Genomic DNA, 19,473 nt, shown 5'->3' with positions numbered 1-19,473 from the left:
CGATCTCAAAATTCGTTCGAGGATCCGCCGATGAGCAGCCACCCCGACCTTGCGACCTGGCAGCGGAAGGCAGCCGATGTGAAACTGGAGGGTCGTGCCTTCATTGATGGCGCTTATGTGGAGGCATCGAGCGGCGAGCGTTTCGAGCGCATCAATCCCACCACGGGAAATCTTCTCGGAACGGTTGCAGCCGGCGATTCAACCGACGTCGATCGCGCAGTCCGCGCAGCTCGCCGGGCATTCGAAAGCGGAGTTTGGTCGAAGATGAGCCCGAGTGACCGTGGTCGTCGCCTGATCAAGTTCGCGGAACTCGTTGAACGCCACGCCGAGGAACTCGCCCTTCTCGAGACGCTCGACATGGGCAAGCCGATCAGCGACAGCCTGTCGGTCGACCTCCCGCTGTCCATCACATGCCTGCGCTGGTTCGGGGAAGCCGTCGACAAGATCTATGACGAGATCGCCCCAACCCCAGGCACCGCTGTCGCCATGATGCGGCGTGCTCCGCTTGGCGTCGTTGCAGCCGTCGTTCCATGGAATTTTCCGTTGATGATGGCATGCTGGAAGATCGCGCCCGTCCTCGCTGCCGGAAACAGCGTGGTCCTCAAGCCTGCCGAGCAGTCCTCTTATTCCGCGATCCGGATCGCGGCCCTGGCAGTGGAAGCAGGCATCCCTGAAGGGGTTTTCAACGTCCTGCCAGGCAAAGGCGAGACCGCCGGCAAGGCGCTTGGCTTGCACATGGACGTCGACTGTATCGCTTTCACGGGCTCGACCGAGGTTGGAAAACTGTTCATGCAGTATTCCGGTCAGTCGAACCTGAAGCGCGTTGGCCTCGAGTGTGGCGGGAAATCCCCCAACATCATTTTCGCCGACGCGCCGGACCTCAAGGCAGCGGCGGTTTCCGCAGCATGGGGCATCTTTTACAACCAGGGCGAGGTGTGCAACGCGGGTTCTCGCGTTCTTGTCGAAGAGAGCGTTCGAGAGGAAGTCGTCGACCTCATCGTCGAGACCGGAAAATCCATGCGGGTTGGAAATCCGCTGGATCCGGCCACGCAGATCGGCGCCATGGTAGACGAGCGCCAGACGGCGCGCGTCATGGAATATATCGCCAGCGGCAAGGCTGAAGGCGCTCGGCTCGTGTCCGGGGGCAGCAAGCCTTCTGGCCTTTCCGGCTGCTTCGTCGAACCGACGGTGTTCGATGGCGTGAAACCTGAGATGCAAATCGCCCGGGAAGAAATCTTCGGCCCGGTGCTTTCGATCCTCTCCTTCACGGATGAGAACCAGGCGGTCAGCATCGCAAACGACACGATCTACGGGCTGGCGGCCGGCATGTGGACGCGCGACGTCAACCGCACCTTCCGAGTCTCCGACAGGCTGAATGCCGGGGTAGTCTGGGTCAACTGCTTCGACCACGGCCACATTTCGTCGCCGTTCGGTGGGTTCAAGCAGTCCGGCTTCGGTCGCGACAAGTCGCTTCACGCGCTGGACAAGTACACTGACATCAAGACCACATGGATCAATCTGGGCTGAGGACGCGGACCATGCCTACCAGGAAGCTGACCGGGCTCATGCCCGCACCGCCCACCGCACTCGATGCGGAGGGCCTCGCCGACCGCAAGGCCATGCAAGCATTGGTGCGCCACATGCTCGACAACGGCGCCACGGGACTGGTTCCGCTCGGCGGCACCGGCGAGTACACGGCTCTTTCACCAAAAGTCCGGGTAGCTACCGTGGAAGCCTGTGTCGAGGCCGCATGCGGAGCGCCCGTCTACGCTGGTGTCCTCGCCCCAGGGCTCGGCGACGCCATTCCGGCTGCGCTGGACTTCAAGGCTGCGGGCGCCGACGGCATCATGCTGATCGTCCCCTACTATGCAGGGATCACACAGTCTCTCCTGATCGACTACGTCCGGGCTGTCCGTGACGCGGTCGACCTTCCGATCCTGTTCTATGACAACCCAGCTCGGAGCCGCTTCGTCGTCAAGGCGGAGACGATCGCTCGGCTTGCCGAGGACCGCACGATCATCGGCATGAAGGCGTCCAGCACCGACCTTTATCATTTCGACAACGTGCTCCGCAGTGTCGGACCCGAATTTGCCGCCTTGAGCGGCTGGGATACGCTATTCGCCCAACAGATCGCCATGGGCGCATGCGGCGGCGTACTGACTACCGGTGTACTCGTCCCTGGCATCTGGCCAGAGATACAGAAGCTTGCCGAGGGTGGCCGCTTCAGAGAGGCGCTGGCACTTCAGCGGCTGATGAATCCATTGATGGACGCACTTTTTGCCGAAGAGAATCCAGGCCCGATCCGCGCGGCACTTCGTCTGATCGGTATTGAGACCGGCCAATCGCCGCTTCCGGTGCCACCTGCCTCCGATCCTTTGGTTACCCGGCTGACGGATATTTTAAACGGCTTGCGTTCGGCCGGGACCGTCCCATTGCGGGCCGCCTGACAAGGATCGCGATCATGGACGAAACCGCCCACACTTCAGTATATGTCTTGGATCGGCCTCCAGCAGTTACCTACCCGGCTCTGACTGAAGCTGCCGTATCCGATATTGCCATTGTAGGCGGCGGTCTCACCGGGTTGTCAGCGGCGCTTCACGCCGTTGAAGCCGGAAAAAGCGTCACTGTGCTTGAAGCCTATGAGCCGGGCTGGGGCGCCTCTGGTCGCAATGGAGGTCAATTAAATCCTGGCCTCAAGTACGATCCTAGCTGGTTTCTCCAAAAGCTAGGCCAACAGCGTGGTCAGGCACTTGTGGACTTTGCATGGTCATCTGTTGATAAGTTGGCGGAGATCATAGCACGGGCAGACATTGCCTGTGATATGCGGCGCAATGGAACAATAAGAGCGGCCGTTAAAAGCAGTGATATTGCTGCTGTGCAGGCTAGCCAGCAAGACATGCAAGAACATGGCATGCCTGTCGATTGGCTTGACCGCCCGGCTTTGGCAAAACTTGTGGGCCACGACCATTATCAAGGCGGCTTCCTTGATCGGCGCGGCGGTGATCTTGACCCGCTACGCCTCACCCTAGGGTTGGCGAGCGCTGCATCGAGCGCCGGTGCGGCGATCCACGGAAGCAGCCGTGTCGTTTCCCTGCGCCGTGACGGCAGCGCTTGGCGGCTAACAACCGACGCCGGCGCAACCGTGATGGCACAGCGTGTTCTAGTTTGCTGCAATGGTTATGCTGACGGCCTCATTCCTAGCCTTCGCCAATCGCTGGTCCCGGTCTTTAGTTCGATTCTCGCGTCAAACCCGCTTCCCGGCAATTTGGCAGACCGCATCATGCCGGGACGTCAGTCCCTATACGAATCTGGTCTGGTAGTGGTCTATTGTCGCGTCGACGACAAGAACCGCTTGATCATCGGTGGACGAGGCCCGATGCGGCCAGTCACGTCGCCTTCAGCGTTGAGGCACATCTCATTGCACGCTCAGAAGCTATGGCCAGAGCTGAACAAAATCGGCTGGCAAACGGCATGGAATGGGCGTGTCGCAGTGACGAACGATTACTTGCCCCACTTTCACGAACTTGGTGACGGCCTTTACGCACTTTACGGCTATAACGGCCGCGGGGTCGCGCTAGCCGTGGCACTAGGCCAACCACTGGCGGGCCTATTGGCAGGTGAGTCCAAGCCCAACGATATACCCATTCCCCCAACGAGCATGAAGCGGATCCCGATGCACTCCTTTTGGCCTTTGGGAGTTAAGGGAACAATTGCGATGTCGCGCTTGAAGGAGCGCTTTCGCGGCTAGTCCATCGTGCAAAATATGTCTGCATTCAGTATTGCTTCCTTTGAAGCCTCCATTCCTTTTATCTCACTCCGGTATTGTCGTCCTGACCCTGCGTCAGCTTTCGGTACACTGTCAGGGTTCTCCGAACGGCTGCAATGAGGCGCAAAGCGGAATGACCGATTATGGGCCGGAAGCCGACAGTCCGGTTTTGGGTAAAATCAGCACGATGCTGACGGTCGACTCTCGACCCCATCCTTGCTGCTCAGCTGTCCCAGCTCTGGCCCTAGCGACGGTCCTTCGTTCATGTGACCTAAGGTGGCTGCAGGAACGAATTTCGCTGTCCAGTAGCGCTCCGCTGCATCGGTGCAGAGAACTGATTTAGGCGCATTACTCGTTGGCGTTGTCTCGATTTCCGACCATGTGTTAGGCCTGCAAGCTCAACTGGATAACGGTCGGCGGCAAGCTGCATGATGGTCGAGAATGCGACGTCTGGTAAGACGCCACGCCTAATCGGTGGTGGCGCTACCGGGGAATTGATCAGGAGCAAGGACTGGAGTGCCACAACCCTCGGGCCAATCGAGGCATGGCCTGCCGAGCTGCGAGCCACCGTGCAGATGGTTTTGTTCTCACCTGTTCCGATGACGGTGCTTTGGGGACCAGACGCGATCCTGATCTACAACGACGGCTATGCCGAGGTTTGCGGACCGCGACATCCCGAAGCACTCGGCGGCAAGCTTTTGGAGATCTGGCCTGAGGCGAGCGAGTTTAACGCGCGCGTGATCGCCGCTGGGCTGACAGGGCAGTCACTTAGCTTCCACGCACAAGAGCTAGAGCTGTGGCGCAAGGGTCACCCGGAGCAGGTTTGGATGGACCTAGAGTACACGCCGCTGCATGACGCCAACGGCCGCCCGGCGGGCATGCTCGCCATGGTCTTCGATATCACCCCTCGGGTTCTCGCAGAGGGCAAGCTTGCGCGTAGCGAAGAACTTTACCGCTTTCTGGACGAACTCGGTCAAGCGGTAGCAAACCTGCACAATGCTGATGAAGTTCTTGCCGTGACGACTCGGATGGTCGCGACCCATCTTAGTCTTTCGAACTGCGCCTATGCTGACATGGACGAAGATGAGGACGGCTTCACCATTCGCGGGAACTGGCATGCGCCTGGCTCGCCTTCGATCGTCGGACATTACAGGCTCGCCGATTTCGGCGCACTTGCAGTCCGAGAGCTCAGCGCTGGACGTCCCCTCGTCATAAACGACAATCTCGTTGAGATTGCACCTCATGAGGCGAAGACGTTTCAGGACATCGGCATCGCAGCAACCATCTGCATGCCACTGGTTAAGAACGGGCGCCTTCTCGCGCTGATGGCGATCCACGATAACGTGCCACATCATTGGACCCTTGACGAGCTTGCGCTCATCCGTGAAGTCACCGAACGTTCGTGGGTTCACGTACAGCGGGTCGGTACCGAAGCGAGCCTACGCGCGAGCGAGGAGCAACTTCGTTTGGCGGTGGAGGCCGCCGAGATCGGGCTCTGGGATGTGGACGAGGTCGGTAAAACCTTGTTTTGGCCGGCGCGGGTTAAGGCGATGTTCGGCATCTCCCCGGACGTACCAGTCTCCATGGCTGATTACTATGCGGGGCTACACCCAGACGATTATGAAGCCACCGCCGCTGCTTATGCTTCTGCGACCGATCCGGAGCGCCGGGCACTTTACGACGTGGAATACCGTACGATTGGCAAGGAAGATGGTGTCGTCCGCTGGGTAGCCGCAAAGGGGCGTGGGGTATTCGAGGGCGACACGTGTGTCCGTGTGTTGGGCACCGCCATCGACATCACGGCACGCAAGCAGACCGAACAAGCGCTCCGCGATCTTAACGAAACACTCGAGCACCGGATTGCCGCGGGTCTCGCCGAGCGCAAACTGCTGGCAGACGTGGTCGAGAATACGACCGCCATTATCTTCGTCGCCGACCAGAACTTCCGCTGGCTTGCCATCAACAAGGCAGCCGCCGTCGCATTTGAAGCCGTCTACGGAATACGCCCCGTGATTGGTGCGTCGATGCTAGACTTACTCGATCATCTACCGGCGCACCGCGATCAAGTGCATCGCGTGTGGTCCCGTGCGCTCGCCGGCGAAGAGTTCGCGCTAACTGAGGAATTCGGCGATCCCATGCACGGTCGGCGGACGTTCGAGCTGAACTTCAATGCGCTTCGCGATGCAACTGGTCGCCAAATTGGGGCCTATCAGATCGCTCATGACGTGACGGAAAGGGTTGCCGAGCAGCGACGCTTGGCAGAAGCCGAAGAGCAACTCCGCCAAGCGCAGAAGGTCGAAGCATTGGGCCAGCTTACCGGCGGTGTCGCGCACGACTTCAACAATCTCTTGACCCCAATCATCGGCTCATTGGATCTGCTCGTCCGCAAACAGATCGGTAGCGATCGCGAACGCCGGCTGATCTCGGGGGCACTACAATCAGCTGACCGTGCGCGAACGCTGGTTCACCGACTGCTCGCTTTTGCCCGGCGCCAGCCGCTGCAGCCCACCGCCATCGACCTGCGCGAGCTTATAACTGGCATGGCCGATTTGATCTCCAGCACGACTGGACCGCAGGTTAAGGTCGTAGTTGACGCCCCGGCTGACCTTCCGCCCGCACAGGCGGATCATAACCAGGTCGAGATGGCGCTACTCAATCTTGCAGTAAACGCCAGGGACGCCATGGCGGATGGTGGCACTCTTCGCATCAGCGCAGCGAAGAAGTCTGCAGAAGATGGTAGCTCCGACGTAAAGCCGGGCGTCTATTTGGTCGTTTCGGTGGCTGATACTGGAGTTGGTATGGATGCCGACACAGTCGCGCGCGCCATTGAGCCATTCTTTTCGACCAAGGGCATAGGGCAAGGCACTGGCCTTGGTCTTTCGATGGTGCACGGCCTCGCCCAGCAGCTCGGTGGAGGCATCCGGATCTTCAGTCGTCCAGGCGTCGGCACGAACGTGGAGCTGTGGCTTCCTATGGCAAGCAACACTATTCGACCGGCTCAGCATACGGCCGCGGCATCTCCCCTCACTCATGCACGTGGCCACGCGCTGCTGGTGGACGATGACGCCACCGTCCGGGCAAGTACCGCGCACATGCTTGAGGAGATAGGCTTCGACGTTATTGAGGCTGGATCTGCTGAACACGCGCTCGAGCTTCTGCGATCGAGCCAGGATTTGGCACTCCTGATAAGCGACCACCTTATGCCGGGCATGGACGGCACACAGTTGATCCGGACAGTACGTTCTATACGACCGAACCTGCCTTGCCTCCTCGCTTCCGGCTACGCCGAGGTCGACGGGATTGCGCCCGACGTGCCGCGGCTTACCAAGCCATTCCGCTCAGAGGAACTCGCAGCCGCGCTAAGCCATATCGGTTGTTGAAGGCTAGGGGCCGAAGGCGATCCTTTGGCGATCAGCACCGCTGAGCCTTGCTAACCATTTCTCTCTGTCATTCATACGAGCCGAGCCAGAAGCGGAGGATCTGGTTTTAGGCACAGTGGGTGTGAACCTAACACTCAGCATTTGACTGCTCTGAAGCGCAAAGCGGAATGCCGGAACTTGGGCCGACAGCAGACCGTCCGGTTTCACGCAGGAATATTGAAAAGCTGCCTTCGGCTCTCGACGCCATTTCTGCTGCTGAACAGACCACTCAGTTCACCAAGCTGCGTGCTAGCGTGCTTGTCAGACCACTGGTGTTGCGTCTTCGCTACTTACCCCAACGGCAACCGGTGCTAGCTCTTCGTGCGGGGATCGTGTCGCTTGGGGGAAGTTGTGCCGCGCATATCCGATGATCTTCGGTTCTGGGCTGCGTTCTGGGTTCTGATGGTGACGCCAGTGATTGCCGCTTCCGGCTGTGTCTGGTGCGTGATCGTGCCGTGACAGACGATCTCGGACAAGCCTTGGTCAGCTTGCTGGCGTCATCGATTGCAGACTTCATCGACCGGCCAAGCGCTGATGCCGAACCCAACTCTCTGAGTTATGTCGAACGGGGGTAGCTGAAGGAGCACACTACTAATCTCTCACCCTTTCTCCAGTTTCAGGTTTCAGCGTTTCTCTTCAAATTCGAAACAAGCCCTGCAAATGATAATGAGCGCTCTTATCAATTGTTGTATTATGCAGGGACCAGTTGAGGCTGGGGTAGTCAATCTTGGCGGGAATGACGGTCACGCTTCCAGCCCGGAATAGAGGGATGACGTGTGGCACCCCACTTCAACGGCCCGGCTGGAACATTCCTCCAGCGTTTGAACGTCCTCGCAGACCTGCCAGCGGATCTCAGCACCGCGCTTCATGACCTTGTCGCCAACTCCCGGTGTCTAGGGGCCAACCACGACATCGTGCTTCAGGGCGACCAGCCATCCCAATGCTGCGTCATCCTCGAAGGCTGGGTCTCGCGCAACAAGGTGGGCGCAGCGGGGAAACGGCAGATCACTTCACTCCACTTTTCCGGTGCCACTCCGGACATCCAAAGTTTACTCCATCCCGTGATGGACCATAACATTACGACCTTAACCAAGACCAAGGTTGGCTTCATTCCGCACTCTCACATGCGCTCTCTGATGGAACGTTTTCCTGTTCTTAAGGAGGCCTTCTGGAAGGATACCTCACTCGAACTCGCCATTGCTCGAGAGTGGGAGGTCAACCTTGGCGCTCGCTCGGCCGTCGAACGCACTGCACACCTTTTTTGTGAGATAGCAACCCGTCTTGAATGGTTCGGGAGGGCCACCCGCAGCGGGAGCGCCTTGAGTTTTGAAATGCCTCTGACGCAGATCCAGCTCGGCGAAGCGACGGGTCTGTCTTCGGTGCATATCAATCGCTCGATGCGCACCTTACGCGCCAGCGGAATGATCGAGCAGACACGACATTGGTTCACGATCAGTGATTTGCCAAAGCTGGCTGCGTTTGCCGACTTCAACCCTGATTATCTAATTCCCGAGCGGCCTCAAGACTGAGCCGGGAAAACCGATAGCGCCAACGAACCAAGTCTCTCGACAAACGTATCCATCTTGCACCTGACGAAAAAGCGGGAGCAGACGATGGCACGATACGAGTTTCAAGCCGTTCGGTTGAGTACAGGGTCTATGGATAACGATGGCAGGCTTGTCTTCATTGATGGCGAGCTCGCGGCCGTTCTAGTTCTGCTTGCTGACGACGTCCATGGCAGCAGCCGGGGCCTGTGGAGCGTCGAAGTAGACTTCCGCTGTGCTTTGGCCAGTTCGCCTTTCTTCAGCTCACTGTACGACGCAGCCGCGTGGCTGCAGGAACGTAACAGTGAGTATGTTCTCAAGTGACTCAATGTCACAGCGTTCGCTCGAATAGCGGGGTGACTGAAGCTAGAGCAAAATCAAGGTATTCCACAAATACTGGCTCGATGGCTTCCGCTACTTCTAAGCCAGCGAGGGCCTGCAGGAAGTGCGAGACCAAATCTACAAGATGCAGGCACGGCTTGATCGATTGAAGCGATAGCACACGAGCTCAAGCACGAAGCGTCAGCGCATAAAGCTCTCGATCGTTCTCATCGACCACGTTCATCCGCAGCTCGCTACCGATCGCCATCAGGGCGCCTTGGTCGGTCAGGAACTCGCCGCAGGCGACAAGCGCATGCGCCCAGACATCGCACTCACTCGCGCATTCCATCCCAATTTGATCGGGCTTCGATACGCCGTCGTGAATGTGGAAGAAGTACCGCATGGCTGCGGGCTCGCATTGCTGATAGGAGGACAGCGCCGCGGATGCCCATGCGTTCCGGCCCGCATCCAAATCGTGATCGCTTCACTCAACGTAAATCGAGGCCTGCCATCCTGCCGGCATGGATTGCGAGCTGCTCGCCCATCACTATGCTGTTTGGACCCCTATCGATGAGATCGCGGGACAGGTCGGCATGTCGCGATGGAGCTTGGCCCAACACTGCGGGCTTGACCCGACCACCTTCAACCCGTCGAAGCGCGTCAGCGTGAATGGTCTCCCGCGCTGGCCGAGCAGCGAGACGATCGCCACCATTCTGATCACCACCGGCACCAGCTGGGCCGAGTGGGGCATCTATCTCGACCAGATGAAGAAGCTCTACGTGCATCCTGAAAGCGAGAAGCCGGTGTGAAACGCTGTTTCAGCTCGGGCTCTGTTTGGACATCCGAACTCCGCAGCCAACGCTGCCTAGAAAATTTGGCCTAGGTGCTCATGCAGTTTTCGCCGTCTCGCCCGGGCGCACCAGGTACCAAGTCACCGCTCCCATAACGATGCTGCCCCCGATAAGCGCGGGCATCCCTACCTGCTCGTCGAAAGCAAGCCAGACCCAGAGGGGACCGAGCACCACATCGAGGAGCAACAGGAATGCCGCCTCCCCGGAGCGGATCAAACGCCCGCCCACGAGGCTGAGAACATTGGCCACGCCTGTTGTCAGTGTCCCCAGCAGGGCGCAAGCAAGCAATTGGTAGGGCTCGGGAGCGCTGTTCTTCATTAATGGTAACGCGATGATGCCGGTAGCGACCGTGGAGAGGACCGTCACGAGCGTCATGTCGAGGTGTGGATACCGCTTGGCCTGAACGAGCGCCGCAGCGAAGCTGACGGTCATTACAAGCGCGGTGACGATGCCGACGATGTCGTTGAATGACAGCGCCGACCCTGACATGATCAGGATGCCAAAGGATGCGATAAGGCCGCAGACGACGAAGCGGGTCGTCACACGTTCGCCGAGCGCGAAGAAGGCGATCGCCGAAGCGATAAAGGGCAGCGCGGCGTAGACCGTCATGACATTGGCTACCGATGTCATCTGCAGTGCCACGATGTAGCTAATCCCCCCGACAATACCGATGAGGATGGCCAGCATGCCTGGGCCGCGCAGGGTGGCCTGCAGCGTCGCGGCCCGGTTGCCCGTCGCTACGACCCAGAAGACGCCCAGTGCGAGAATGGAAAAGAGGGAGCGCCAGGCCACAACGGACCACGTGTCAAGATCGGCCATCTGCACGAACAGGCCGGCCGTGCTCCACAGCACCGTCGAAATGAGCACGACAATGAAGCCTGCTAGGCGGGAGCGCAGCATAAAGGAGATCCAGGATTGCGGGATCGGTAGAAGTCCGAGGGCGAGTGATCGAGCTACGCCTGCTTTTCAGACATGACAAGCGAACGTTGACCAAACCTGCCTGCCTAACAGGCGCTTGTGGCGGAAGGACCGCACTATAATGATGACAGATGGAGTGCATGCAGCTCGTCAGAAGCGCCCCACCGCCGGCCGAAGCTGACCATGGGGCGTGGCTTATCAGTTAACTATTACGGCGCGAATGGTTGCAACCACAAGCTGCCGCCTATGTCATATGACAATGACATGGAGCAGGCCGAATGCCGGATATCATACCTTGGTCTGCCAGCGAGCCATTGCCGAGCGATGTCGAGTATCTAGCGGTGCGGGAACTCGCGGAAGGCCGCTACCGCCTCTTCGCTAAACTTCACGGTGAGGGCGAAGAGTTCGAAGTTACCAGGCAGGTGTACTCGACAGAGGCTCGAGCATTTGAAGCGGCGCACTCATTTGCGCGATCCATGCGCGTCGATCACATCTGTCTGCTGCCCAAGCGGCACACAGACGAAGTTTAGCGGTGCGCTGACTCTCTGCGGCGCAGTTCAACGCGGCCTTCGCTGAAGCCGTCCATCCAAGCCATCCGAAGATGACGGGATGCGAAGGGTGGGCAGTCTACTGCATACTTGGCAGGATCCCTGCCTGCAGCCCGGCCGAGCGCTCGCGCATCCTCGCGGCTCATATCATCTGGATGCGGTTCGTTCGTGCTCATCGATTACAACGTTAGAGCGGAGGCAAAACCCGTCCAGTGTTTGGCCACCGGACGGGCCCTTGTCAACATATCGGCTGCCGGAGTGTAGAAGCCGAGATGCGCGGCCCCGATAGCTGACTGCTTCTTACGGATTGATAAAAAACCCGTCCAGCGTGGTGACACCGGACGGGTAAGGTCGGGATTAGCCTCGCAAGAGAGTGTGGGAGGCATGACTGCAAGCGTGAGGCGGTCACCCGGTTCCACACTCAGCCGATGGCAGCCAATCGGTTCGCCTCGCCGACCATTTTGTCCGCCTGCTGGCGCAGCATGATCGCGGCGGAGAACTGTCCCGTGGCATTGGCGAGACTGGCCTTACGGTAAAGCTCGTGGGCCTCAGCGGACATACGCTGTGCACGCAGCGCGCGCATCCAGCGGATCAACGTGGCGCACCTTCCGTGCCGCTCTCGTTCCCGTCGAGCCATTGGCCGGCAAAAGTCAGCGTAGCCGAGTAAACTCCACGGCCTCCTTTATCCCGCACCTGGATCGTAAATGCCTGCCAATCATCCTTACTAGGAATTCGATCTCTGGCGATCGATGGAAGAGCTTTCATCGCTTCCAGCCGTGCATCCGCATCTGATGAACACGGCAAGCCGACATCGCCCTGCACGTGCCTGCCGTTCTCTAATGTGTCGAAGAAATATTGGGGCATCGCTAGGGTCTTTCATCTGAGCCGCAAGCACTAACATGAAGCCATTTGTGCCGCAGAAAGCCCGCCTAGGGCAGGCCAGACGGGCTTGGAGCTCGGAAACTCTATCCTTGCAGGGAGCATTGCTCCCGAGACATGAAACTACGGGCCGGCGGCTAGGATAGTTTCGCCCCTACTGAGAGACCCAGGATATGGCGTGCAAATCCCTACGCCTTGGTGCGCTTCTTCGCTGCTTTATTTCGGGTCTGCCTTCTTGCGTCACCCAGGCCAGTACGCTTGGCTTCCTCCGAGCGCATGCGGGAGTAGTTGGGTGCCGTCATCGGGTAATCGTATGGTAGGCCCCACTTTATCCGGTACGCCTCCGGTGTAAGGCCAAGGCGCCCAAGATGAGACTTCAGCATCTTGTAAGGCTTGCCGTCCTCGAGGCTGATGATGTGATCGGGAAAGACAGAGCGCTTGGGGTTTACTGCGGGCTTCTGGCCCCCACAACCTGTTGGGAGGCAGCGCGCAACGGCTGCCCGGCTGCTGCAGCAGCAATCCCACGATGCACGTCGGCGATGAACTTAGGCAACTGGTCTAGCGCCACGTGATTGTTGCCAACGTAGGCGCACACGATGTCGGCGGTCTCATCAAGGAAATCGACGCTCATGGGAATGCCTGGTTGTGGTTCCGTGCGACCCTCCTACGCGGGTTGCAAGGACACAAGAGCCTATCGGTCTTCAACGCTGATTGAGATGGTGCACGTCACACGGTCGTTCTCATCGGTGACGAACATCTGCCACTCGTTGCCGTCCCACCGATCAGTGCCTGCTTCGGCCAGCATGTCTCCCACCTGCTTCAGCGCTTCGCGCCGAGCTTCTTCGCGCGATGGTACCTGTCTGCCTTCTTCGTCAGGCTCGAAGCGACCATGTCGAACATGAAAGAAGTAGGCATTGGTTCGGTGAGCTGGCGCCATAGCTTGCAGCACCCCTGACGAGTCGAAAGCACGATAACTACCATGGGTAGGTTGTCAGTCCTGGGATCCAATCCTCGTTACGCAGCGGTAAACGAAACTAGTTCAATTTGATCTGAAAACGCCTCACCACCGCCAAGAAGCTGTTGACAGAGCGGTCTTGCATCAAGTCTCGCCCCTAAGCCCTTGCTGCGGGCAACAGCGGAAGGACGATGGTGGTTCAGCCGTAGTATCGACACTTGGGGCCGCTTCTCGCATCAATTCACAAGAAGCGGACTGACTGTTCCCCCCTTCCAACCCTGACGTTTGATCACCTCACAGCCATGACCGCTTTCGAGACAACATCTTGATAACCTGAATGACCGCAATGAGGCGCAAAGCGGCCAACTAGCATCATTTCCCAGCCCCCCAATCCACCGCACAATTCTCTCGACTTCCCCTGCACGGCAAGCATTGCTCCATCTCGAAGGGCACGATGTGACGCAATTGAGCTGAAGGTGGAGCATGGCCAAGGGCAGCAAGAGAGAGCGGAGGGGCAGTCCAGTTTAATGGCCGCCACTACTGCTTCCCCTTCAGATTGCCGCCACCTGTCTGCCATGGAGCCTGAACTGCGCCGCTTGCATGGGCTGATGCTGACTGCCCGTATCATGGGTGAAGCACACGACCACATCGAACCAGACGCGATTGGTGCACTGGCCGGCTGCTCGGTTGAGATCATCGAGCGCCTGAGTGCGAACTGGGAGTTGGCTTTTTCAAGCGAGGCTAGGGCAATGGGTGGGGAGGAGGGCACTCACTCATGAGTTCTCCGCGTCGCTAGGCCGACCTCTCCTTTCCTCCATCTGCCCGGCTCATGTCCGGGCTTGCGTCAGTACAGCCGCTCCGAATGGTCGGACAGGCTGAATAAGATGGAGAGAATGCATGACAACGCAGATGGAACCCGCTTCAGCTGCAAAGCCTAGGAAGGCTGGTGCTGCGAAGGCGGTGCCCGCACCCACCAAAGCTGACCTTGTTCTCAAGCAGCTTCGTTCGGCTAGGGGCGCGACCTTGGCGCAGTTGCAGGATCTGACTGGCTGGCAGGCCCACTCGGTGCGTGGTTTCTTATCAGGCACCGTACGCAAGAAACTCGGCCTGACGCTCACAAGCGAAACCGCCAAGGACGGCACTCGGCGGTACCACGTCGCAATAGACCCAAGCCAGAAGGAGGTTACCATCAGGACAGAGCCAACGGCCGACAGGATGCAGGTTGATGCGGAGGCGACTGCAGCCAGCGTAGCTAATGGAGCTGATAGCGGAGAGGAGGCATGAGCGGCGCTACTTTGCCGGTGCCCCGCCGGACGGCTTCAACTGTTTCGGATCAACTTGCCAAGCTGGACGCTCTCTCGCGTGACGCACTGGCCGAGCGCTGGGCAGCCCAGTTTGGCTGTCCGCCCCCGCCGGGCGTGCGCCGCGAACTGCTTTTGCACGCGGCAGCCTTCGACGTGCAGACAAAGCACGGAAGCGGACTGGCTCCTGACGCCAGGCGGATGCTCAAGCGTGCGGTGGCAGGCGTGGCGCAGAAGACGGGGCGTAAGGAGGTGAGGGTGGGGCTCGATGCCGCCGAAGGGGCTGTCTTATCTGCCTCCTCAGCCGCAACCACGCTACGCATGCCCGAGCGCCGCACGCTTTCGTCCGGTGCGCGCCTGCTGCGTGACTGGAACGGGGTCACGCATGTGGTCGACGTGGTGGACAACGGCTTCGTTTTCCAAGGCACCCGGCACCGCTCACTCTCTGCCATCGCCAAGCTGATCACCGGCGCCCACTGGTCAGGCCCGCGCTTCTTTGGGTTGTGACAATGGGAAAGAGAAGCAGAGGTAAGCCGGGCCATTCTTCAGGGGCGGGGATCGCCAGTTCATCCACTGGGCCCAACCTGCGGTGTGCGGTCTACACCCGCAAGAGCTCGGAGGAGGGCCTTGGTCAAGCGTTCAACAGCCTTGATGCCCAGCGCGAAGCCTGCTCAGCCTATGTGCTCTCGCAAGCAGGACTTGGCTGGACGCTTGTCCATGACCACTATGACGATGGCGGGCTCTCAGGCGGAACCCTCGAGCGCCCCGCACTCCAACGGCTGTTGCAAGATATCCGTGACAGACGGATCGATGTGGTGGTGGTCTATAAGATTGATCGCCTGACCCGCTCGCTGATGGACTTCGCTCGCATTGTGGATGTATTTGACCAGCACAATGTGTCGTTTGTCTCGGTCACCCAAGCCTTCAACACCACAACGAGCATGGGCCGGCTGACACTCAATGTCTTGTTGTCCTTTGCCCAGTTCGAAAGAGAGGTTACAGCCGAGCGCATCCGCGACAAGATTGCGGCGTCGAAGAAGAAAGGCATGTGGATGGGAGGGCGCGTGCCGCTGGGATACAGGGTCGAAGACAGAAAGCTGATCGTTGAACCGAGCGCTGCCGATCGTGTGCGTAATATCTTCGAGCGCTATTGTGAGCTGCGATCAGTTTCGCTTCTCGCGGACAAACTGCGAGAGGATTCGGGAGAAGGCACCCGACCGCTCAGCCGTGGTCAGCTCTACCATCTGCTTGCCAACCCGATCTACGTCGGCAAGCTTCGTCACAAGGGCGCAGTCCATGAAGGCGAGCACCAAGGCATCATCGAAGAAGCCGTCTTCGCGCGAGCCCAGTTGCTACTCGCTGAACGTGCTCCAGCCCGCCGTGCCAGGAAGAATGCACCTGACCTGCATCTGCTGACTGGCATTGTGTTCGATGAAGCCGGGGAGCGGCTCAGCCCCGCGCATGCGGCAAACCATGGCAAGCGCTACCGCTACTATATCTCGGCCAAACTGAAGGGCAGGCGGACGAATAAAGAGGAGGCTGCATCCAAAGTTCAGTTACCAACGAGCGAAGGCTGGCGCCTGCCTGCAGCGGAACTGGAAGGGGTGGTGGTCGATCACATGCTCGCATTGCTCGATGACCGAGCCCAACTGGCCAGCTGGATCAGGCAGCACGCTGAGCCGCATCGCATCGAGGCCGGGCTTGCAGCAGCTCTGAACATCAAACAACGAATCACTGACACGTGCGCACCGTCTATGCGGCGCCAAACGCTGCAGGCGATCTTCCCGAGGGTCGAGCTTGCGCCCGGCTCCATCACCCTTGCCATCGACCACGCAGCGCTTGTTGCGATCTTGCTGGGTGAGGATGCTGCAAGCCAAACCGCCACGGCTGAGAACTGCACGCGCGTTACGCTTCCGATCGCGCTCGCCCGTCGTGGCCAAGAAGCACGGATTGTCGTGGAGGGCACAGCTCAGTCACGGCCAACGCGTGACCAAGCTCTCGTCGACCAGATTGCCAAGGCCCATCACTACCTCGCTCAGCTGACAGATGGGAAAGGCCGTACCATCGGCGAGGTTGCCGGCATCAGTGGTGTGCATCGTGCTGACATCAGCCGCATCTTGCCCTTGGCTTTCCTGGGCCCTGCTATCACGGCCGCAATCATGACCGGTAGGCATCCTGCTGATCTGACGGCGCGCAAACTTGCCCGGCTGATTGACCTGCCGCTGAACTGGCAAGAGCAGGCACGGATGCTGGGTTGCCGAATCGGACCCTCAGGCTGCCACGCCTAAAGCAATCTCCATCTACCCCAACAATCCGAAGTAGCTTCGATCCCACTTCTCGTGCAGCGCATTCCAGCGCTGGACAACTGGTATTGCAGCTCGGCTGTGGTGCTCACCAACCCAGCACAGAATCACAGTGATGATCACACGTGCATCAGGCCTGCATCGCCTCGATGCACAACCATCGCTTTGGCAAACAAGTGGTCACGCTCAAGAGCGGGCTGAGACTGAGCCTGAAATCATGCTCGAAACGAGCCGTCTCGCAGAGACAACGGACCACGCAATCGGCAAGGCAGGGCGCTAAGTGGCGGAAAAGTCGACACTATTCGCAGAACGCGGGAATAGTACCCAGCACAGGAGACTGTTTGGTGGAGCCAATCGGAATCGAACCGACGACCTCTTGAATGCCATTCAAGCGCTCTCCCAACTGAGCTATGGCCCCACTGGCCCGGCAGGCGGGCGGGCGGAGGTTTGGGTGCCTCTGCCGTGTTCGAGGCGGCTTCTATCGTTGCCGGCTGCCAAGATCAAGCGGCTTGGCGAGCCTTTTTGGGCTTGAGGGAAATTTCCTTGATGACGCTGTGAGAGGTGGTGGCGACCCAGCCCGCGAAAATCGAAAAGGCCGCGCTTGGCGCGGCCTCGAAGGCAAGGGCGATGAGGTGCCCGGGTCGATCCGTCCAAGCCCGCGCCGGTTGCACCCGGCCGCGAGCCTGCGTTTCGCCGGATCAGCTTTCGTCGTCTTCCTCGCGGTTGACGATGTCGCTCATGTCGTCGTCGCCTTCTTCCTCGTCTTCGAGGAAGGTGTCGTCGTCATCGTCGCCCAGATCGACGTCGTCTTCCTCGTCGTCGCCGAGATCGACATCGTCGCTGCCGCCCTTGGCCTCGTCGTCGGCCTCTTCGAGCGAAACGGTGTCGGCGCTTTCTTCCTTCTCGTCGTCGCGCTCTTCCACTTCCTCATCCTGATCACGCACGCTGCTCGCGGGCGAGCTCGTTTCGAAATAGGTGCGCGGATAAGCGGTGCCCGTATAGGGCGACACGATCGGATCCTTGTTCAGATCATAGAATTTGCGGCCCGTTTCCGGGTCGATGCGTTTTGTTCCGAGCTTGGGATCGGCCACGGCTGAAAACCTCGCTTGAGAGCCTTTTTCGTCCCTTAGACACAGATGCGCCGAGCCGTCAAACGCAAATGGCGGCTCTTGGGCCATGCCGTGCGAAAAGCGTTCACGGATGCCTTGTGATGCGCTAGGGCACTGACGCAATCACTGAAAACGACCCGAGCACGCGTCCGCCTATGTCCCACGACCAGCCGCCCCGCCCCGCCACCGCCCATCGCGCGCATAGCCTGAAAGGCCATGTGCGCCTGCCGGGCGACAAGTCGATCTCGCATCGTTCGATGATGTTTGGGGGCTTGGCGTCTGGACAGACGCGGGTGACCGGCCTGCTCGAGGGCGAGGACGTGTTGCGCACGGCGGACGCCATGCGCGCCTTCGGTGCCCGCATCGAACGGACGGTCGGAGACGATGGTGGCGCGGAATGGGTGATCGACGGCGTCGGCAACGGCGCCCTTCTCGAGCCGAAGGAACCGCTGGATTTCGGCAATGCCGGCACCGGGGCGCGCCTCGTCATGGGCTTGGCCGGCACCTATGACATGGAAACGACCTTCACGGGCGACGCGTCGCTTTCCAAGCGCCCGATGGGCCGCGTGCTCGACCCGCTGCGCCTGATGGGCGTGCAGGTGCTGCAGGCTTCGCCCGGCGATCGCATGCCGATCACCCTTCGCGGACCGCGCTTTGCAGCCCCCATCACCTATCGCGTGCCGATGGCCTCCGCGCAGGTGAAGTCGGCCGTGCTGCTCGCTGGCCTCAACACGGCCGGCGTCACCACCGTGATCGAGCCTGTCATGACGCGTGATCACACCGAAAAGATGTTGGTCGGTTTCGGCGCCAGGCTCGATGTCGAAACGGATGCGACGGGCGTGCGTACGATCCGAATCGAGGGGCAGGGCAATCTTTCGGGCCAGCGCATCGCCGTGCCGGGTGATCCGTCCTCCGCCGGCTTCCCGCTGGTCGCGGCCCTTCTCGTTCCGGGCTCCGAGGTGGTGATCGAGAACGTGCTGATGAACCCGACCCGCACCGGCCTGATCCTGACATTGCAGGAAATGGGCGGCGACATCGAAGTGCTCAACCCGCGTCAGGCGGGCGGCGAGGATGTGGCCGATTTGCGCGTGCGGGGCTCGCACCTGCGCGGCGTCGTGGTGCCGCCAGAGCGCGCGCCTTCCATGATCGACGAATATCCGGTGCTCGCCGTCGCCGCCTCCTTCGCGGAAGGCGAAACGGTGATGGATGGGCTCGATGAGTTGCGCGTCAAGGAATCGGACCGCTTGGCGGCCGTCGCGCGCGGGCTCGAAGCCAACGGCGTCGATTGCACGGAAGGCGAGGCCTCGTTGACCGTGCGCGGCCGTCCTGGCGGCAAGGGCTTGGGCGGCGGCACGGTCGCGACCCATCTCGACCACCGCATCGCCATGAGCTTTCTCGTGATGGGTCTGGCAGCGGAAAAGGCCGTGAGCGTGGACGACACGCTGATGATCGCGACCAGCTTCCCCGAATTCATGGGGCTGATGGCCGATCTGGGTGCGGAAATTTCCGACGTGGAAACCGCACGCTGAACCATGGGCGCGCAGGCTGAATTTTTCGCT

At 59.9% G+C, this 19,473-nt stretch carries 20 protein-coding genes and 1 tRNA gene; 12 read left to right on the top strand and 9 right to left on the bottom strand.

Annotated features, from left to right (window positions below; genetic code table 11):
* Positions 1 to 30: 30 nt before the first annotated feature.
* The 6 genes from NGM99_RS11955 (at position 31) to NGM99_RS11930 (ending at position 9,053) form a co-directional block, all read left to right on the top strand.
* Positions 31 to 1,527 carry an aldehyde dehydrogenase gene (locus NGM99_RS11955; RefSeq protein ID WP_252819141.1) on the top strand — a complete coding sequence of 499 codons (1,497 nt, stop codon included), beginning with the start codon at positions 31 to 33 and terminating at the stop codon, positions 1,525 to 1,527.
* An 11-nt stretch (positions 1,528 to 1,538) separates the two neighbouring features.
* On the top strand, positions 1,539 to 2,447 hold the full coding sequence (locus tag NGM99_RS11950; protein ID WP_252819139.1) for a dihydrodipicolinate synthase family protein: 909 nt from the start codon (positions 1,539 to 1,541) through the stop codon (positions 2,445 to 2,447).
* A 14-nt stretch (positions 2,448 to 2,461) separates the two neighbouring features.
* A complete protein-coding gene (locus NGM99_RS11945; protein ID WP_252819137.1) occupies positions 2,462 to 3,748 on the top strand; it encodes an NAD(P)/FAD-dependent oxidoreductase in 1,287 nt (428 codons plus the stop codon).
* Positions 3,749 to 4,194: 446 nt separating this feature from the next.
* Positions 4,195 to 7,146 (top strand): PAS domain S-box protein, encoded by a 2,952-nt coding sequence (locus tag NGM99_RS11940; RefSeq protein WP_252819135.1) that lies wholly within the window; start codon positions 4,195 to 4,197, stop codon positions 7,144 to 7,146.
* An 815-nt stretch (positions 7,147 to 7,961) separates the two neighbouring features.
* Positions 7,962 to 8,714, top strand: coding sequence for a Crp/Fnr family transcriptional regulator (locus NGM99_RS11935; protein WP_252819133.1), 753 nt, complete (start codon positions 7,962 to 7,964; stop codon positions 8,712 to 8,714).
* A gap of 84 nt (positions 8,715 to 8,798) precedes the next feature.
* Positions 8,799 to 9,053 carry a hypothetical protein gene (locus NGM99_RS11930; protein WP_252819132.1) on the top strand — a complete coding sequence of 85 codons (255 nt, stop codon included), beginning with the start codon at positions 8,799 to 8,801 and terminating at the stop codon, positions 9,051 to 9,053.
* Between the two features lie 184 nt (positions 9,054 to 9,237).
* Here NGM99_RS11930 and NGM99_RS11925 read toward each other — a convergent pair whose 3' ends face one another.
* A complete protein-coding gene (locus NGM99_RS11925; RefSeq protein ID WP_252819130.1) occupies positions 9,238 to 9,522 on the bottom strand; it encodes a DUF6894 family protein in 285 nt (94 codons plus the stop codon).
* Between the two features lie 121 nt (positions 9,523 to 9,643).
* Between NGM99_RS11925 and NGM99_RS11920 the strand changes: the two genes are divergently transcribed.
* The gene (locus NGM99_RS11920) at positions 9,644 to 9,859 is read left to right on the top strand and encodes a hypothetical protein (protein ID WP_252819129.1); all 216 of its coding nucleotides are present in this window, start codon (positions 9,644 to 9,646) and stop codon (positions 9,857 to 9,859) included.
* A 78-nt stretch (positions 9,860 to 9,937) separates the two neighbouring features.
* On the opposite strand, the gene NGM99_RS11915 is transcribed toward NGM99_RS11920, so the two are convergent.
* From NGM99_RS11915 to NGM99_RS11895, 6 genes are all read right to left on the bottom strand, one after another.
* The gene (locus NGM99_RS11915) at positions 9,938 to 10,801 is read right to left on the bottom strand and encodes a DMT family transporter (protein ID WP_252819128.1); all 864 of its coding nucleotides are present in this window, start codon (positions 10,799 to 10,801) and stop codon (positions 9,938 to 9,940) included.
* A gap of 987 nt (positions 10,802 to 11,788) precedes the next feature.
* Complete coding sequence (locus NGM99_RS11910) at positions 11,789 to 11,962, bottom strand: hypothetical protein (protein ID WP_252819126.1); 174 nt, start codon at positions 11,960 to 11,962, stop codon at positions 11,789 to 11,791.
* The gene (locus NGM99_RS11905; protein WP_252819125.1) at positions 11,959 to 12,231 is read right to left on the bottom strand and encodes a DUF6894 family protein; all 273 of its coding nucleotides are present in this window, start codon (positions 12,229 to 12,231) and stop codon (positions 11,959 to 11,961) included. Before NGM99_RS11905 ends, NGM99_RS11910 begins: the two co-directional genes overlap by 4 nt.
* A 203-nt stretch (positions 12,232 to 12,434) precedes the next feature.
* Entirely contained in the window at positions 12,435 to 12,659 is a 225-nt protein-coding gene (locus tag NGM99_RS21785) for a MucR family transcriptional regulator (RefSeq protein WP_353937414.1), read from the bottom strand.
* A gap of 32 nt (positions 12,660 to 12,691) precedes the next feature.
* Positions 12,692 to 12,877 carry a MucR family transcriptional regulator gene (locus NGM99_RS21780; protein ID WP_353937409.1) on the bottom strand — a complete coding sequence of 62 codons (186 nt, stop codon included), beginning with the start codon at positions 12,875 to 12,877 and terminating at the stop codon, positions 12,692 to 12,694.
* A gap of 60 nt (positions 12,878 to 12,937) precedes the next feature.
* Positions 12,938 to 13,183 carry a DUF6894 family protein gene (locus tag NGM99_RS11895; RefSeq protein WP_252819123.1) on the bottom strand — a complete coding sequence of 82 codons (246 nt, stop codon included), beginning with the start codon at positions 13,181 to 13,183 and terminating at the stop codon, positions 12,938 to 12,940.
* A 545-nt stretch (positions 13,184 to 13,728) separates the two neighbouring features.
* On the opposite strand from NGM99_RS11895, the gene NGM99_RS11890 reads away from it, so the two are divergent.
* From NGM99_RS11890 to NGM99_RS11875, 4 genes are all read left to right on the top strand, one after another.
* Positions 13,729 to 13,980 carry a hypothetical protein gene (locus NGM99_RS11890; RefSeq protein WP_252819122.1) on the top strand — a complete coding sequence of 84 codons (252 nt, stop codon included), beginning with the start codon at positions 13,729 to 13,731 and terminating at the stop codon, positions 13,978 to 13,980.
* A 118-nt stretch (positions 13,981 to 14,098) separates the two neighbouring features.
* Positions 14,099 to 14,485 (top strand): DUF3489 domain-containing protein, encoded by a 387-nt coding sequence (locus NGM99_RS11885; protein WP_252819120.1) that lies wholly within the window; start codon positions 14,099 to 14,101, stop codon positions 14,483 to 14,485.
* The gene (locus NGM99_RS11880; protein WP_252819118.1) at positions 14,482 to 15,009 is read left to right on the top strand and encodes a DUF2924 domain-containing protein; all 528 of its coding nucleotides are present in this window, start codon (positions 14,482 to 14,484) and stop codon (positions 15,007 to 15,009) included. The genes NGM99_RS11885 and NGM99_RS11880 overlap by 4 nt, the downstream gene beginning before the upstream one ends.
* Before the next feature lie 2 nt (positions 15,010 to 15,011).
* A complete protein-coding gene (locus NGM99_RS11875; RefSeq protein WP_252819116.1) occupies positions 15,012 to 16,790 on the top strand; it encodes a recombinase family protein in 1,779 nt (592 codons plus the stop codon).
* Positions 16,791 to 17,147: 357 nt separating this feature from the next.
* Here the strand turns inward: NGM99_RS11875 and NGM99_RS11870 are convergent.
* Positions 17,148 to 17,223, bottom strand: a tRNA-Ala gene (locus tag NGM99_RS11870).
* Between the two features lie 280 nt (positions 17,224 to 17,503).
* A complete protein-coding gene (locus NGM99_RS11865; RefSeq protein ID WP_252819115.1) occupies positions 17,504 to 17,896 on the bottom strand; it encodes a TIGR02300 family protein in 393 nt (130 codons plus the stop codon).
* Between the two features lie 173 nt (positions 17,897 to 18,069).
* Here NGM99_RS11865 and aroA point away from each other — a divergent pair, with 173 nt between their 5' ends.
* Positions 18,070 to 19,443: a 3-phosphoshikimate 1-carboxyvinyltransferase gene (gene aroA, locus NGM99_RS11860; RefSeq protein WP_252819114.1), complete on the top strand. Its 1,374-nt coding sequence runs from the start codon at positions 18,070 to 18,072 to the stop codon at positions 19,441 to 19,443.
* Positions 19,444 to 19,473 lie beyond the last annotated feature (30 nt).

Source organism: Mesorhizobium liriopis (assembly GCF_024053505.1).
In the GTDB taxonomy this organism is placed as follows: Bacteria; Pseudomonadota; Alphaproteobacteria; order Rhizobiales; family Rhizobiaceae; genus Mesorhizobium_B; species Mesorhizobium_B liriopis.
Note: the sequence above shows the minus strand (reverse complement) of the source record. Positions and strands in the feature narration are given on the sequence as shown.

Coding starts and splice junctions, on each gene's coding strand:
- NGM99_RS11895 (WP_252819123.1), bottom strand. CDS start 13,183: ATGGCGCCAGCTCACCGAACCAATGCCTACTTCTTTCATGTTCGACAT.
- NGM99_RS11875 (WP_252819116.1), top strand. CDS start 15,012: ATGGGAAAGAGAAGCAGAGGTAAGCCGGGCCATTCTTCAGGGGCGGGG.
- NGM99_RS11945 (WP_252819137.1), top strand. CDS start 2,462: ATGGACGAAACCGCCCACACTTCAGTATATGTCTTGGATCGGCCTCCA.
- NGM99_RS11905 (WP_252819125.1), bottom strand. CDS start 12,231: ATGCCCCAATATTTCTTCGACACATTAGAGAACGGCAGGCACGTGCAG.
- NGM99_RS11930 (WP_252819132.1), top strand. CDS start 8,799: ATGGCACGATACGAGTTTCAAGCCGTTCGGTTGAGTACAGGGTCTATG.
- NGM99_RS11950 (WP_252819139.1), top strand. CDS start 1,539: ATGCCTACCAGGAAGCTGACCGGGCTCATGCCCGCACCGCCCACCGCA.
- aroA (WP_252819114.1), top strand. CDS start 18,070: ATGTCCCACGACCAGCCGCCCCGCCCCGCCACCGCCCATCGCGCGCAT.
- NGM99_RS11915 (WP_252819128.1), bottom strand. CDS start 10,801: ATGCTGCGCTCCCGCCTAGCAGGCTTCATTGTCGTGCTCATTTCGACG.
- NGM99_RS11890 (WP_252819122.1), top strand. CDS start 13,729: ATGGCCGCCACTACTGCTTCCCCTTCAGATTGCCGCCACCTGTCTGCC.
- NGM99_RS11940 (WP_252819135.1), top strand. CDS start 4,195: ATGATGGTCGAGAATGCGACGTCTGGTAAGACGCCACGCCTAATCGGT.
- NGM99_RS11920 (WP_252819129.1), top strand. CDS start 9,644: ATGTCGCGATGGAGCTTGGCCCAACACTGCGGGCTTGACCCGACCACC.
- NGM99_RS11955 (WP_252819141.1), top strand. CDS start 31: ATGAGCAGCCACCCCGACCTTGCGACCTGGCAGCGGAAGGCAGCCGAT.
- NGM99_RS11885 (WP_252819120.1), top strand. CDS start 14,099: ATGACAACGCAGATGGAACCCGCTTCAGCTGCAAAGCCTAGGAAGGCT.
- NGM99_RS11880 (WP_252819118.1), top strand. CDS start 14,482: ATGAGCGGCGCTACTTTGCCGGTGCCCCGCCGGACGGCTTCAACTGTT.
- NGM99_RS21780 (WP_353937409.1), bottom strand. CDS start 12,877: ATGAGCGTCGATTTCCTTGATGAGACCGCCGACATCGTGTGCGCCTAC.